We start from the raw sequence: 14,815 nt of genomic DNA, 5'->3' as shown, positions 1-14,815 counted from the left end.
AAGTAATTGGTCATACATTACCTTGATTCATAGATTATAAGCTAAAGCTCTTTATTTATTTTTTATCAATTGCTTTATTGCCGCCATTCTTTTCATAAAATTGCTTTTGGCTATTGCCATATAAAATATAAAATAAAAGATAAAAACTTTTACTAAGTTTATCATAGTAGGATCGTTCAAGTATTCTCTAATTTGAAAAGCAGCTAATAAAGCACTTACTACAAATGTAACAAGTAGAATATTTACTCGCTTTCTTTCTTCTTCTAAAAAATTCTTCCAACCTACATGTTCATATAATTTCGGATTAAATGCTTCAACGTTTTGACCTAAATACTCATCTTTAAATCCAAATTGACAAACCAAAGATATAAGAATAAGAGTCGCACACAAAACAATTACTCTTAAAATAGGGGATTCAAATTTTATATTGTTTACTTGAATGAGAAAAGCATTTCCTAGAATTCCAAAGGATATTACTAACCACCTGAGATTAGGAAAAACTCTCTCATTGACTTTATTAGAATATACTTTTTTTCTTTTCACATCATAAAAGATATTTCGACCTTGAAAGCCGCCTATGATAACCATAGATTTCGTTTTCTTCATTTTTCAATACCTTTCTATTCTAAATAAATTAAGCTACTGCTGGAGACCTATTTTATCCAAGTATCCTTTGGAACCTGAATTTTCTTTCTTAGGATCTAGTAAATAGTTTTTTGCATCTTCAACAATAGGTTCTATATGCTTATCATAAACATTATCAAAATCCTTGTTAGTTGCCGCACTTATAGCAGTACCTATTACAAAAGCAGTTACAAAACCTGCTACACTGCCCGGTCCTGGGAAAAACATTGTGCCAATTGCAGCTCCAATTTTACCAGCTCCCAGTCCTATACCGAAATGTCCCGCCGTTTTAAGAGCCGCATCCTCAATGTCAGCTCCATCATCAATCTGACTTTGATAGTCCCAAGCAACTAAAGCAGCGTTAACGCCTCTAGAAAGCAATCCACCAAAGATAGTGGAATTAGTTTGTAGTTCAGGTCCATTTGCAGTCTCAACAACTTCAGTTGTTGTTGTTACAAAATTTGACCCAATGCCTACATTTGGACTATCTAAACCAAGTGAATAGGCCTTAAGTTGTTTAATCATCTCCCAGGTAAGGCCAGCTTTCTGTAAATTTTTGATCACAGTCGGATTGTTAGCTAACTGTTTATCAACTCCTTCTGTAATCTCACTAATTAGATTACTCCGTACCTCTTCATCTAGATTTGGAAAATTCTTATTTAAAAATTCTTCTACTGCAGATTTCTTTTCAGTAATAGTTGTCGCTTTTTCTATCTTATTCAAAGTATTTCCATATTCTTTGGCCAAATACTTAGCATTCTTAGAAGAATCATATTTTATGCTCTCAATCTTCTGTTCTGTCATCTTCTTGACCCAGCTCATGTCCACACCATCAACATAGTGATTACCATCACTATCAACTAGGACTTGGCTTAGCTGGCTGGCTCCTTGGATAGCTAGACGAAGAACTTCTAGACTATCGCTGAAATATTGAGAAACTTGAGCGACAAAGAACTCAAGCTTTTCAATCTTCTCTTCCAATTCTTTGATTTGTGATTCAATTTGCGATTCTGCACTAGAAAGAATCACCAGAGACTGCATGTGAGAAACGATATTAAATGTAGCAATAGACTTCATACGCTCTAAGAAAGATTCTTTGGCTTCAATAGCCTTTTTGACAGAGGCTAGCTGCTGCTCTCTCAACTCTTTTGTCTTCTTCAGCTGATCTAGGTCAAGGTTTCCGTACTCAGCTACCTGAGCATCTGCAGCTCTGTATGAATTTAACTCCGTTTGAATGTCGTCCACTGCAGCCTGTAGCTTCTTAATGGCAGGAATGATAATCTCTGAAAAGAGGCCTTTCCCTGCTGTATAGGCAGCTCCCATGAGTTCTCCTGAGTCTAGGGTAGCTATTAGGTGGTCACATCCCTGAGACAATCGGTCTGTCACCTCATTGGCTACTTGAATATTACTAGACATAGCCTCCATCAGCTGTGAAGACTCTGACGCACTGTACTTTACTCCCATGGTAAAGAGTTCCTTTCTTTCGTCAATTTTTCTCGATTTTCATCTAATTTTTGTTGAACTTTCCTTGTTTGTTTGGAAACATTGTCCAACTCCTGCTCTACGTAGCTGTCAATTGTTTGCTGCAAGGCTTGGTTTTCTTCCCATATTTTACGATTGGTAGAACTAGTCTCTGATACGGGGTCTATCAAATTTTCTATTTGGGCATTCATCGTCCAAATATCTGTACGAAAATCCATTACCTTCTCTTCATAACGCCTTTTGAGAACTAAAAGATCTTCTTCTTGATTCTCAAGCTGAATGATTTGCTTATGTAATTGCTCGCGTTTTTCTTGATTTTTATCTTTTATCATCAGTTGCTCCAACGTTGCGCCTGCTCTACATCACGCTTTTCAATTTTATAAGCTATATCAGGAAATTTATTAGCCTGAACTAGGACAGCTGCACTAAAGTCACTGACAGCCTGCAGCATTTGATTGCATGCTTGACGGCCTGCTTCCATCCCAGCAATCTCTGTAGTATAGCTAAACTCTACCTGTTGATTTTGCCTGTCGCTTGTATCTACCCCAACCAATTCACTGATAGCATTCTGAGCAGAGATAGTACTCGACTTAATTTTTCCCATAGTTCTAAAACTCCTTAGAAACTTCATTTATTTTATAACAATTTTATCACGGAAATATTACAAAAACGTTACAAGAACCAATTTTTCCTTTTCACACTTCCTTGACATAAACCAGCTCTTGTTCACTAGATAGATCAGGTTGATAAGTGAAGCCAGCAAAGCTTAATTTCTTCATTTGTTCGACTTCTGTCACTTGGTTAGTTATTAGAGCTGTTAAAAACTCGCCACGTGCTTTTTTAGAAATGGTCGAATGGACTTTCAAATTGCCGCCTCGGTCTTCCAGAAACTTGAAACCTATCATGCGCTGGCGGGTTTCCTTGGAAAAGACTGTTTCAAACTCGCTGGACAGGAGGGAGAAAATCACCTCATCTTCTGCCAGAGCCTGGTCATAAGCTTCTTTCCAAAATGCCTTGAGACTCTTCCCATCTAGTTTAAGCGGCATCATAAAGTCCAAGCGATGGGGCGCTATGGGCTCCAGGGCTGGGATGACACCGTAAAGCGCTGATGTGATAGCAAGATGCTTCTTGATATACTGACTTTCCTCCTTGGTATAGTCCTGCCTCTTGATATGGCGGTACATAAGGCCATCAAATAGATAAAGTGCTGGAGCATGCTGCGCAGTTCCATCTCGCAGAGCCTGAATGGCTCGCCACTCTACCTCCGCTCTTTCTGGGGAAATTTTATAAAAAGATGCCAAGTCAGCTACTGACATGGTTGCCAACTCATCCAACACAGCCTGAATTTGTGCTGAAGCTAGATTCGGGATTGCAGATGGAACAGTTAGATTCAACTCTTTAGCAGTTGGGATAAGAATTTTCATAGTTTCCTTCTTTCATTTAGTGAATATGGCGGACAACCCATTTGCCTAAGGCTGTCTTTAGTAGATAGCTGCCGATGATGAAGCCTAGCAGATTAGTCAAGATATCACCCAAGTCAAAAATGCCCAGGTGAAAGAGATACTGGCTCCCCTCAACCAGACCGATAGCCAAGGTAAAATAAGCCACATGCCTCCATGACAACTTGCAGAGAAAGCCCAGCGGAATGAACATAATGATGTTCATGGTCGGTACCAGCTTATCTCCATAGATCCAATTATAGGTAAAAGACTGCAGGTCCAGACTGAAGCCCTGCTTACCGATATTCTTCAAAAAGAGAGCATAAAACAAAATAATAAAATAAAGTGTGTAACTAGCCACCATCTGCCAACGAGGAATGTGCCGACTATAGAGGCCACGTATAAAAAGCGAGCTAATAGCTGTCAGAGTCAGGATGATAGAAGCTGGTATCAGCAGGTTCCACTCTGGCTGATTCTTGTAAAAGACGACGGCTACGTAGGCATAAAAAAAGCGCATATAGAGCCAAGACCAGAAAATCAGACTGCCTAGGAAGGCTGCCATATCAAAGATTGTTTGTTTTTTCATCTGAAACCTCCCTTTCTTCTTTTTAAAATTATATCAAATTTCAATGGGACATTCTATTTTTTGCTTGACTTTGATTTGCAGAGATGTTATCATCTAGTTATAAAGACTAGATAAGAAAGTGATAAAGATTTGAACGCTCAACAAGTTTTTCCCAAGTGGGACGAAATACCAGAACTAGATCTATATTTAGACCAAGTTCTGCTCTATGTAAACAATGTCTGTGGCTCTTCTATTTCAGCCGCTGACAAAGGACTGACCGCTTCTATGATTAACAACTATGTCAAGCACGGCTATATTGCCAAGCCGGTCAAGAAAAAATATCAACGCCGCCAAGTAGCTCGCTTGATTGCCATTACGACCTTAAAAACGGTCTTTTCTATCCAGGAAATCTCAGCTACTTTAAATATGCTGCATAAATCAGCAGATTCCCGAGAGCTTTATGATGACTTCGTTGACTATATGAACGGCAGCAAGCTAGAGGTGGCACCCATCATTTCCACAGCCTGCCAGACGGTCAAACTCTATCAGAAGACCTTATCCCTAATCCAAGTACCAAATGAGGAGGAAGAAAACCTTGAACTACGCGCTTAAACTCAGCAAAAAACTATCCTTCGGAGAGGAAATTGCCAACGCTGTTACCCATGCGGTAGGGGCTGTTCTGATGCTGATTCTGCTGCCTATCTCAGCCATTTATAGCTATGAAGGGCACGGGTTGGTGGCTGCTATCGGAACTTCTATCTTTGTTATCAGCCTCTTTCTCATGTTTCTCTCTTCAACTGTCTACCATTCTATGTCCTATGGCTCGACCCACAAATATATCTTGCGCATTATCGACCACTCCATGATTTACATCGCCATCGCTGGCAGCTACACGCCTGTCGTGCTGTCGCTGATGAATAACTGGTTTGGCTATCTCATCATTGCTATCCAGTGGGGCACGACCATCTTTGGCATTCTTTATAAGATTTTCGCTAAGAAGGTCAATGAAAAATTCAGTTTGGCTCTCTATTTGATTATGGGCTGGCTGGTAGTCTTTATCATTCCGCAGATTATCGGTCAAACCGGACCTGTCTTCTGGGGGCTCATGCTGGCCGGTGGCCTCTGCTATACTGTAGGAGCCGGCTTCTATGCTCAAAAGAAGCCCTACTTCCATATGATTTGGCACCTTTTCATTCTAGCGGCTTCTGCCCTGCAATATCTTGCTATCGTTTATTTTATGTAATAGAAAAACACAAAAACCGTCTGATAATTCTCAGACGGTTTCTTTGTTTATGCTGATTATTGATTCATTCTTGCTTTTCCAGAGGACTTCTTTGCTTGTGCGCTTTTCTGACTTGCTTAAAGATTGGATATAAGATTGGGACAGCGATGACTGTCGCTAGACTGGAGCCAAATGTACCAGTAATCTCAGCTACTGCCAGTAAAAAGGCTGCTGGTAAACTACTCCCGCCAAACAGTGTTCCTGTCAGAGTGTACTTGAAGATATTGAGCACAATTTTCACCAAAGCTGCTGCTACTGCTGTCACAAGAATATTTCTTAGTCGTTCCTTTCTCTGAAAGAGTCCTTCATATAGAAAATGAATCACCGCGGCCACCGCAAGTGCTTCTAACAAGATAATTGGGATTTCGGCCGCATAACCATTTAACAAGTCAAATATTCCCAGTCCAATGGCAGCCGCTAAAAAACCGAGTTTACTGCCAAAAATCAGACAGCCCACTACCACCAGTGCATTTCCAAAGTGAATAAACTGAGCTCCGACTGGAATTTTGAAAAACTGAATGCTCAGAAAAATCAAAGCAGCAAATAAACTAATCATGGTTAAGGTTTGCAAATCAAGTGTTTGTTTTTTCATCTTTATCCTCCATTAAGGCTTGAAAATCAGCAAAAAGCTCTCCTAGATAGGGCTGGTAAAAAACGCCCTCCTTTGGATCTATTTGCTCTTTAAAGCTAAGTGCCAAGCTCTTTTCAATAAACTTCAAAATCACAGGCAGGGCTTGCTTGATGTCGACCCCTTGAACAAAAGCCGCAGCTACAAGTGTCGTCAGTATATCACCCGTTCCAAAAAATTGCTGGGGCAGAGCTGGACTAGAAAAGAGGTTAAACTCTTCTGTTACTACATCAAAATAGGCCACACCAATCTGATTTTCTTTCATGGGCAAGCCAGTTAGCAAGACCTTGCTCGGTCCTAACTCAGCCAAACGCTTGCTGAAGTCCTCCCATCTATCTTCTGATAAACTCTCTTCGTAGGGTTCTTCCAACAACAAACAGGCTTCCGTCAAATTGGGCAGAACCAAATCGGCATGTTGGCAGAGGCGACGTATATGGTCTAGATGGGCATCTGAAAATCCCTGATAAAAAGTCCCCTTGTCCCCCATGATAGGATCCACGATAAGGGGCAAGCTTTTTTCCTCTTTAAAGCGCAGCAAATTTTCCACCTGTATGTCTGATTTCAAATATCCTGTTACCAGAGCTGAAAAGTCGAACTCTAGGCTCTGCCATTGTTTCAAAAAAGCAAGCATCCCATGCGTGTAATCATCTATATAGACGTCTGGAAAACCGCCTGTATGGGACGACAAAATCATGGTTGGCAAGAGAGCCACCTCTAGCTGGCAAATTGCAAAGAGCGGCAGGGCAGCTGTTGCAGCAACCTTACCTAAGCCAGAAATATCTGTGGCCAGAATAACTGTTTTTGTTTTCATGACTCCTCCTACTTGCTCTCTATTGTAAAATATCTGAAAATGAGTTACAATATGAAAAAATCAAATCTGTATGGGGACAGTTTCATGGTTAAAGCAAAATACCAACGCATCGTTGATAAGATTACTAAGAATATTAAAGAAGGAAAATTGGCAACTGGTCAGAAAATTCCTTCTGTCCGCAAGCTGGCAGAGCATTATCACTGTAGCAAGGATACCGCACAAAAGGCTCTGATTGAGCTCAAATATCAGAAGTACATCTATGCCGTTCCCAAAAGCGGCTACTATGTGCTGGAGAATGCTCAGGAAGAAAAGCAGGATTTGGAGCTGCCTGTGAGGGATGACCGTCACCAAGCCTATGAGGATTTCCGACTCTGTGTAAATGAAACTCTGATCGGTAGGGAAAATTATCTCTTCAACTATTACCCTCAGCAGGAAGGACTGGAGGATCTGCGTCGCTCTGTTCAAAAACTGATGCTGGACTCTGCTGTCTATGCTTCTAGGGATCAGTTGGTACTGACTTCCGGCACCCAGCAAGCTCTCTATATCCTTTCACAGATTGAATTCCCTAATAAAAAAGAGCGTATCTTGGTGGAGCAGCCAACCTACCATCGGATTAATGATCTTCTGCTAGCGCAAAAGCTTCCTTATGAAACCATTGAAAGGACTCCGCAAGGAATCAATCTGCAAGAACTTGAGAAGATTTTTCAAAGCGGAAAGATTAAGTTTTTCTACACTATTCCTCGTTTTCACTATCCCTTGGGTCACTCTTACAGTCGGCAGGAAAAGGAAGAGATTCTTCGGCTGGCACAGCTCTATGATGTCTATATCGTAGAAGATGACTACCTATCAGACTTTGATAGCCGGCGGGAGCTAACCTTTCATTATCTAGACAATAGCCAGCGGGTCATCTACATCAAGTCCTTTTCTACCAGCCTTTTCCCTGCCCTGAGGATTACTGCCCTGCTCCTTCCGCCCCAGATTCAAAAGACCTTTATCGCTTACAAAAGCGCCGTGGACTATGACAGCAACCTCATCATGCAAAAGGCTCTATCGCTCTATATCGACAGTCTCATGTTTGAAAAAAATAGGCTGGCGCTGCTGCAGCTTCAAGAAGAGGAAGCAAGAAAGGCGCAGACACTGCTAGAACAAGCTCAGCTTCCACTATCCAGCTATCTGACCAAGGATGGCATTCTGTTAGACTTGAGGTCACTTTCTTCCGTCAGTGCTCTCAAACACAGCAGCCTGCCGCTTGACTTCTTTGAACAGAGTTACCTTGCTAGCTGTCCTTACCAGTATGCTAAGCTGCCTTATGATAACTTAGAAGAAAATGTAGAGAAACTAAAAGACTATTTAAAATAGGTGTAGAATTCCAAATGAATTCTACACCTTTCACTTATAATCAGGCTTTTCAAGACTCCATCATCCCAGCCTGCAGTTGGTACATTTTCTTATAGGTTCCATCCTGTGCTAACAATTCTTCGTGGCTGCCAGATTCGATAATGCGGCCCTTGTCTAAGACATAGATGCAGTCAGCATCCTGAATGGTAGACAGACGGTGGGCAATGGCAATGGTTGTCCGCCCCCGCCGCATTTTTCTCAGTGAGGCTTGAATCAACTCCTCTGTCTCCGAATCAATATTGGCTGTCGCCTCATCCAAAATCAAGATTTTAGGCTTAGTAGCGATGGTTCTGGCAAAGGCTAAAAGCTGCCGTTGACCGCTGGAAAAAGTCGCTCCCCGCTCAGTCACAGGGGCATCATAGCCTTGAGGGAGCTGACTGATAAAGCCATGAGCATCTACAAACTTAGCCGCTTCTATAATTTCTTCTCGTGTCAGCTGCTCTTGGTAAAGCTGAATATTGGAAGCAACGGTACCGTGATAAAGGAAGGGATCCTGTAAAACAAGACCAATCTTTCGCCGCAGCTCCTCCTGACTAAAGTCTTTAATGTCACGGCCATCAATCAAAATTTGTCCCCGCTCAAACTCATAAAAACGCAGAAAGAGATTGATAATCGAGGACTTGCCAGAGCCAGTCGAACCCACAAAGGCAATTGTCTGGCCTTTTTTGACAGAAAAGGAGATATCCCGCAAAACATCTCGCTTTCCATCATAAGAAAAGGAAACATGCTTGAATTCGATGCTGCCATCTTGGATTTGCAAGTCTTGGTTAGCCTGCTCAGGCTCGTAGTCAGTGCGGTCCATGATTTCAAAAACCCGCTCCGCAGCAACCATAGATGTCTGTAAAACAGAGTAATTCTGCATGACATCAATCAAAGGATTAAAAAGCTGATTAACATACTGGATAAAGGCATACATAATACCTGCCGTAATTCCCGCCACTTGCCAAGTCAAGCCAAAGTAAGTCAGAATCACTCCATAAGCCAAGATTTTCAGCAGAGACATGGCCGGCCTCAGAAAGAGACTGTTGATATTGAGATAGCGATTGGTAAAGCCTAAATGCTGACCGTTGATTTCTTCAAATTCCCGCAGCAAGCGCTTCTCTTGCCCAAAAGCCTGAATAATCCGCATCCCTTCAATACTCTCAGATAGCTTGACATTTAAATCGCTGAGCTTATTCCGGATCTGCTTCAGCTGACGATTGGATAGATGCTGATAGAGCAAGATAGAGGCTGCCATCAAAGGCAAAAAGAGAGCGATCATCAGGGTCAATTGCCAGTTGAGGGCAAACATAGCGCTCAAAGTAACAACTAAAATCAGCAAGGAACTCAAAAAATTAGAAAAAATCTCACTGAACATATCTGCTACTGCCTGAGTATCATTAGTCAGGCGGGAAACGATAGCACCAGCTGGCGTTCGATCAAAATAAGCCATTTGCAGACGCTGGATATTGGCAAAGCTTTCCTGTCGCAAGTCCCGAACCACGCTTTGAGCCACACGCGCAAAGAAATACTTTCCCAAGAAGGTAAAAAGTACCCGCAAGAGGAAAAGGCCATAGTAAAGAGCCAGCAAAGGCAGGCCAGCCCAGGCTTGATTGCGGCCAATAAACTGATCAATAAAATAGCGAGCCAGAAGCGGCAATGCCGTTGTAACCAGAGTCGTCAGCAGGATGAAGGTCAAAGCCATGCTGCTCACTATCCTGTAGCGCCACATATAGCCTAGGAGGCGATGAAAAGTCGCTTTCTTTTTCATGTTAATCTTTCTCCTTCAAGCTTTCTGCTAGCTGCTGATTATGGTATGTCTGGGCATACCAGCCCTCTTGCTCCAATAGCTCTTGGTGAGTACCCCGCTCCTTGATACGTCCCTCTTCCATAACCAAAATCAGGTCTGCATGCACCAAGGCTGACAGCCGATGAGCTGTGATGATGGTTGTCTTGCCAGCACGCTCCGACTTTAGATTTTCTAAAATCAGATGCTCTGTCTTAGCATCGACAGCCGACAGGGAATCATCCAAAATCAGAATTTCAGGATTGGTAATAATAGCCCGACTCATTGCCAAGCGCTGCTTCTGCCCGCCAGATAAGGACAAGCCCCGCTCACCAACAACTGTATCCAGCCCCTCTGGCATAGCCTGAATATCCTCATACACACCGCATAGTTGAGCGGCAGCTAGAACCTGGCTATCTGTCAGCTGGGGATTAGCAAAGCGGATATTGTCCCGAATGGACAGAGCAAAGAGCATCTGTTCCTGTGGTACATAGCCGATAAGACGGCGCAAGTCTTTGAGGCGGTACTCCCGGATATCATGGCCATTCAGATAGATAGCCCCCTCCTGAATATCCTGCTCCCGCAGCAGCAAGCGCAGAAGAGTGGTCTTCCCTGAGCCCGTCTGTCCGACGATTCCCAGTGTCTGTCCCTGCTCAATGGAAAAATGAATATCCGATAAACTAGTCTCCTCTGCATAAGCAAATTTCTGAATGTCATAATCCAATCGACCATTTTCCGCATGAGAAAGAGGCTGTTCAGCTTCCTTGACATCTGACTCCTGAGCCAGCAGTTTCTCAATCCGTTCATAGGAAACAGCACCTCGCTGGCCGATGTTAAAAAGATAGCCTGTAGCCTGCAGCGGCCAAACCAGCATATCCAGATAAGTGATAAAAGTAACCAACTCTCCTATGGTAAACTGCCCTTGGGAGATAAAAATTCCACCGAAAATCAAGGTCAAAACATAAGAAAGACCGATAAAAAGCAAAACCAAGGGGTCAAAAAGAGAATCGTACTTGGCAGCCAAAACATTTTTTTCGTAGACTTCTTGATTTGTCTTGGCAAAAGACTGAGTCTCCGCCTCCTGATAGCCAAAGGACTTGGTCACTCGAATCCCTGAAACACTCTCCTGAACCTTATTGTTCAAATCCGAAAATGCCTCTTGAGCAGCCTTAAAACTTTCATGATTTTTTCGACCAATCAAGCCCGTGCCCCACGACAAGAAAGGCATGGGCACAATGGCAATCAAGGTCAGCCGCCAGTCCAAAACGAAAAACATGGTCAGCAGGGTCACCAAGGCTGTAATAGAAGCATCCACAGCTGACATGACTCCACCACCAGCCAGACTAACAACTGCATTGATATCGTTGGTCGCATGAGCCATCAAATCCCCTGTACGGTATTTCTGATAAAAAGAGGGAGACATGTGAGTAAAGTGCTCGAACAATCGAGAGCGCAGAATTCGTCCCAGATTATTGGATGTCCCTAAGATATAAAGGCGCCAGACATAGCGCAGGCCATACATGATAAAAGCTGAAGCAATCAGCAACAGCAAATTAAAGAGCAGCTCTTGAGAAGTCAGATGTTTGCTAGCAATTCGGTCAATAACCTGACCGATGACTCTAGGCGGTATCAGATTGAAGACGCTGACCAAGGATAAGGCCAAGATACCGATGATATAGCGCCGCTTTTCTAACTTAAAAAACCAGGCTAATTTTCTAATGAGGTCCATAATTTCTCCTATTCTTACTAGTCTTTTTATTATACTGTTTTTTGAGGAAAAATGAAACACAGCGGATTGGAGCGCTGTGTTTTCGATTTTATTTTTTACTGGTCAGCTGGTAACTAACAGCCAGTAAATCAAAGATTTCCTGATCGCTCAGGGTATCATTCAAGGGCAGACTGAGCCAATATTTCTTATTCATGTGAAAGGCCGGGTAAATCCCCTTTTTCTGAATCAGCTCCGCCACATGGTCATTCTTAACATTTAGCACCTCAATAGCGCCGCTTCGCTCTGCTTCAAACTTAGACCAGTCTGTGGTCAGAAAAGCCCCATACCATTTTTTACTGTCCTGATGGCGGAAAACCCCTGCTTTAGTCGAGCTCTTTCTGGACGACTTCTCCCAAAGGTACTCTATTTGCCCCTGATAAACCTCAGCCGCGTGATCCCGCAGTCGCTTACTCTGCTCATAGAGAAAGCCAACCTCGTCAAAACAGTGCTGACGGATAGCCAGCAGTACTGCCTGACAAGCTTCACGAACCTGACCGACAAACTCCCCCGTCACCTGCTCCATCTTGACCTGCAGATAAGCATCATCAGTATCGCAGTCAAAGACCTGATAGTCCAGCTTCCCATCTCTGATAGTCACTTCCAAGCGGAAGTCACCCTTCATAATCTTCTGCGAGAAACGGTAAGCTCCATCAGACTCCTTAAAACCGTAAGTCTGAAGCTTATCTGGATTAGCCTTGTATTTTTCAAATAATTCCAACATCTACTTAGCCGCTGCTAGCGCAGCTTACTCCTCCTTAAAATACAATTTTAGTTCCATGCAGCTGGTCAACTGCCAGACTATCTATAATTTGCTGACGATTACCTAGATCAATGCCACCACCCGGCATGATATCAATCCGATCAGCGGCATGCTCGATTAATTCGTCCAGCCAAGCAAAATGCTCCTCAATCGGCTCATTAGCAGGTCCTCCGTGGGTCAAAATTCGCTGGACACCGTTTTCAATCAGCCAGTCCATTTCGCCAAACTGGTATTCAGCTGGGATTGAGTCAAAAGCCATGTGGAAGACTACTTCCAGTCCCTTGCATGCCTCCAGCAGCCGCTGCATCTTCAGAACATCTATTTCGTTCTTCTCCGTCAAGACACCAAAAACCACTCCCTGACTGCCGGCTTCCTTGGCTTTTTGGATATCTGCCAGCATAATCTCAATTTCAAGATCAGTGTAAACAAAATCACCGCCCCGTGGCCGAATCATGGTCATCACAGTCGCACCATAAAGCTTGGCTAAGTCAACTGCTGCTTGAATCACGCCATAGCTGGGCGTCGTGCCACCAACAGCCAGATTATCACAGAGCTCAATCCGCTGGGCTCCAGCCTTCATAGCCTTTTCTAACAAGGTTACATTTTCCGCACAAAATTCATAAAGCATCATCTCACCTCTGATTTAATATATTGATTTCCTTTATCTATTATAACACAAGAGCTTCGCGATATCAGCTCTTATCAAATTTTCTAGCTTCTCTTTTACACCAATCAAGCCAATGGATCTGATAGTCTTCCTTGGACAAAATGCGGTTCTGTAAATCAGCTATCGAGAAGATACCTCTTTCTTGACAAGCCTGAACACAGTATTGATAAAAATCCCAGTTAAGCTCATCCCTATCATAATAGATGGGGATATGAGAGAGGCCAGCCTGATATGCCTTAAAGGCTCTGCTATGTCCATCAGTAAAGAAAACTTTTCCATCCATGCGCTTGACAGGTAAAGCTTCAAGTTCTTGTTGGTCAAAATCAATGCTAATCCTGTCCAGCTTTTCCCGTGAAAGGTAGAACTGACTGGGCTGAATCTGCGCTATGGGCAAGGTCAAATCAAGTGTATAGGACCTACCTCTCTCCCTAGCATGAGTTGGATAGAAACCAAGCGACTCAAATAGACTGCGAGAGGGCTGATTAAAATCATAAATTTCTTGAACTGTTAGTTTCTGATAGTCTAGATTGCGTGCGCGCTGCATCAAAGCAGAAAGAACTTTCTTGCCAACTCCTTTCCTACGGTAGTCCGCATTTCCAATGATAATAGGCAAATCATCTTGCCAAAAGGTCACATCCCCAATGGCCAGCCAGCACTCCTGCTCCAATACTTCAATAAAATACACTTCACCTTGCCTAGCAAGATAATCATACATCCTTTGAACTCGCTCCGGCGAATAGGGCTCTCTTCTGCCATCAATCATATAAATCATATCTGGATCTTGGTACCAGTCCAAGGCTAGTTCAAACTGACCATCATAGGCCCGCAAACGCAGATTGTCATCAATAATAATCAGCTCCTCTTGCTGGATATTAGGAATAGGCATCTTTTCTCCCTCACAATGCTATTGCTCAAATAATAGTATAAAAACTCCATTTGATTCGGAAGGACTCCTCCTCAAATGAAGTTTTCTTTTTTAGATTCCATAACCCATGCTGAACTGGATTTTAGCAGCACCGTTCTGGAAGCTGATTTTATTAATGCTGAATTGACTCTGCGGCAGAGCTAGAAGGAAACTATCTCCCTCCGTCGTGATAGATGAATTAGAGGCCTGCATTTGTTGCTTCAGCATTCCTGTCACCCAAGATTTAGGGATAGGAAGAGAGCCCAGCTTGGCACTATCGATTGTGATGTGCAAGACATTATCTCTCACCGTCACATCCACCTCTAAGTCCAGCTTACTGTCAATGAAGAGCAGTTTGACTGGATACTGGATGCGCAGCTTATTGCCTTCAATACTGTAAACACTATTCAGCAGCTCCTGATTCTCAGAGTCAGCCAGAGAAGACTTGAGAACTTGATTAAGCTGGACGCTATTGAGAGAAACCTCCGTGCTGACTCCCTGTGCCGTCACATTGGCATTGCTCAAAGCCGGCTCAATAATACTCATCCAGGAAGCACTGCCTTGAACATTTTTTAATTGTTCACTTTGATTAACAGATGCAGGAACCAGAAACAGCACCGCTGCAAGCAACAGCACCAAAGCAATTCCCACTACTCTTTTTACCATTTTCATGTTTGTATTCCTTTAATTTGAGAAAATCCCTTTAGCCAAAAACACAGAAA

The 14,815-nt window shown here is 42.9% G+C and carries 17 protein-coding genes; 3 read left to right on the top strand and 14 right to left on the bottom strand.

The features are described 5' to 3' along the window. Positions 1-51 precede the first annotated feature (51 nt). The 6 genes from K1I94_RS02080 to K1I94_RS02055 all read right to left on the bottom strand — a co-directional run bounded on the left by K1I94_RS02080 (position 52) and on the right by K1I94_RS02055 (position 4,131). On the bottom strand, positions 52-606 hold the full coding sequence (locus tag K1I94_RS02080) for an ABC transporter permease (protein WP_125337129.1): 555 nt from the start codon (positions 604-606) through the stop codon (positions 52-54). Positions 607-639: 33 nt separating this feature from the next. Continuing rightward, complete coding sequence (locus tag K1I94_RS02075) at positions 640-2,088, bottom strand: LXG domain-containing protein (protein WP_223314250.1); 1,449 nt, start codon at positions 2,086-2,088, stop codon at positions 640-642. Then, entirely contained in the window at positions 2,079-2,438 is a 360-nt protein-coding gene (locus K1I94_RS02070) for a hypothetical protein (protein WP_125337125.1), read from the bottom strand. Before K1I94_RS02070 ends, K1I94_RS02075 begins: the two co-directional genes overlap by 10 nt. Next, positions 2,438-2,737: a TIGR04197 family type VII secretion effector gene (locus K1I94_RS02065; RefSeq protein ID WP_223310215.1), complete on the bottom strand. Its 300-nt coding sequence runs from the start codon at positions 2,735-2,737 to the stop codon at positions 2,438-2,440. The genes K1I94_RS02070 and K1I94_RS02065 overlap by 1 nt, the downstream gene beginning before the upstream one ends. 64 nt (positions 2,738-2,801) lie before the next feature. Then, entirely contained in the window at positions 2,802-3,530 is a 729-nt protein-coding gene (yaaA, locus tag K1I94_RS02060) for a peroxide stress protein YaaA (RefSeq protein ID WP_223314249.1), read from the bottom strand. A gap of 16 nt (positions 3,531-3,546) precedes the next feature. Beyond that, positions 3,547-4,131, bottom strand: coding sequence for a VanZ family protein (locus K1I94_RS02055; protein ID WP_125337115.1), 585 nt, complete (start codon positions 4,129-4,131; stop codon positions 3,547-3,549). A 129-nt stretch (positions 4,132-4,260) separates the two neighbouring features. Between K1I94_RS02055 and K1I94_RS02050 the strand changes: the two genes are divergently transcribed. After that, positions 4,261-4,722, top strand: coding sequence for a DUF1836 domain-containing protein (locus K1I94_RS02050; RefSeq protein ID WP_223314248.1), 462 nt, complete (start codon positions 4,261-4,263; stop codon positions 4,720-4,722). Beyond that, positions 4,706-5,353, top strand: a complete 648-nt coding sequence (trhA, locus tag K1I94_RS02045) for a PAQR family membrane homeostasis protein TrhA (protein ID WP_002913457.1) — start codon at positions 4,706-4,708, stop codon at positions 5,351-5,353. The genes K1I94_RS02050 and trhA overlap by 17 nt, the downstream gene beginning before the upstream one ends. A gap of 64 nt (positions 5,354-5,417) precedes the next feature. Here the strand turns inward: trhA and K1I94_RS02040 are convergent, their stop codons facing one another. Then, entirely contained in the window at positions 5,418-5,984 is a 567-nt protein-coding gene (locus K1I94_RS02040; protein WP_223314247.1) for an ECF transporter S component, read from the bottom strand. Then, positions 5,965-6,831, bottom strand: coding sequence for a pyridoxamine kinase (locus tag K1I94_RS02035; RefSeq protein WP_223314246.1), 867 nt, complete (start codon positions 6,829-6,831; stop codon positions 5,965-5,967). Before K1I94_RS02035 ends, K1I94_RS02040 begins: the two co-directional genes overlap by 20 nt. Before the next feature lie 39 nt (positions 6,832-6,870). Here K1I94_RS02035 and K1I94_RS02030 point away from each other — a divergent pair, with 39 nt between their 5' ends. Beyond that, complete coding sequence (locus tag K1I94_RS02030) at positions 6,871-8,190, top strand: aminotransferase-like domain-containing protein (protein ID WP_223314245.1); 1,320 nt, start codon at positions 6,871-6,873, stop codon at positions 8,188-8,190. 49 nt (positions 8,191-8,239) lie between these two features. Here K1I94_RS02030 and K1I94_RS02025 read toward each other — a convergent pair whose 3' ends face one another. The 6 genes from K1I94_RS02025 to K1I94_RS02000 all read right to left on the bottom strand — a co-directional run bounded on the left by K1I94_RS02025 (position 8,240) and on the right by K1I94_RS02000 (position 14,765). Next, the gene (locus tag K1I94_RS02025) at positions 8,240-9,979 is read right to left on the bottom strand and encodes an ABC transporter ATP-binding protein (protein ID WP_223314244.1); all 1,740 of its coding nucleotides are present in this window, start codon (positions 9,977-9,979) and stop codon (positions 8,240-8,242) included. 1 nt (position 9,980) lies between these two features. Next, positions 9,981-11,723 (bottom strand): ABC transporter ATP-binding protein, encoded by a 1,743-nt coding sequence (locus K1I94_RS02020; RefSeq protein WP_223314243.1) that lies wholly within the window; start codon positions 11,721-11,723, stop codon positions 9,981-9,983. Between the two features lie 88 nt (positions 11,724-11,811). Next, the gene (locus K1I94_RS02015) at positions 11,812-12,483 is read right to left on the bottom strand and encodes an MmcQ/YjbR family DNA-binding protein (protein WP_223314242.1); all 672 of its coding nucleotides are present in this window, start codon (positions 12,481-12,483) and stop codon (positions 11,812-11,814) included. 34 nt (positions 12,484-12,517) lie between these two features. Next, positions 12,518-13,150, bottom strand: coding sequence for a copper homeostasis protein CutC (locus K1I94_RS02010; RefSeq protein WP_223314241.1), 633 nt, complete (start codon positions 13,148-13,150; stop codon positions 12,518-12,520). Between the two features lie 64 nt (positions 13,151-13,214). Further along, positions 13,215-14,075, bottom strand: a complete 861-nt coding sequence (locus K1I94_RS02005; protein ID WP_223314240.1) for a GNAT family N-acetyltransferase — start codon at positions 14,073-14,075, stop codon at positions 13,215-13,217. A 90-nt stretch (positions 14,076-14,165) separates the two neighbouring features. Then, positions 14,166-14,765: a hypothetical protein gene (locus tag K1I94_RS02000; protein WP_002914914.1), complete on the bottom strand. Its 600-nt coding sequence runs from the start codon at positions 14,763-14,765 to the stop codon at positions 14,166-14,168. Positions 14,766-14,815 lie beyond the last annotated feature (50 nt).

The sequence above is a fragment of the Streptococcus sanguinis genome (assembly GCF_019929145.1).
GTDB lineage: Bacteria > Bacillota > Bacilli > Lactobacillales > Streptococcaceae > Streptococcus > Streptococcus sanguinis_U.
The sequence above is the reverse complement of the archived record's forward strand: the minus strand, read 5'-3'. Positions and strand labels throughout refer to the sequence as shown.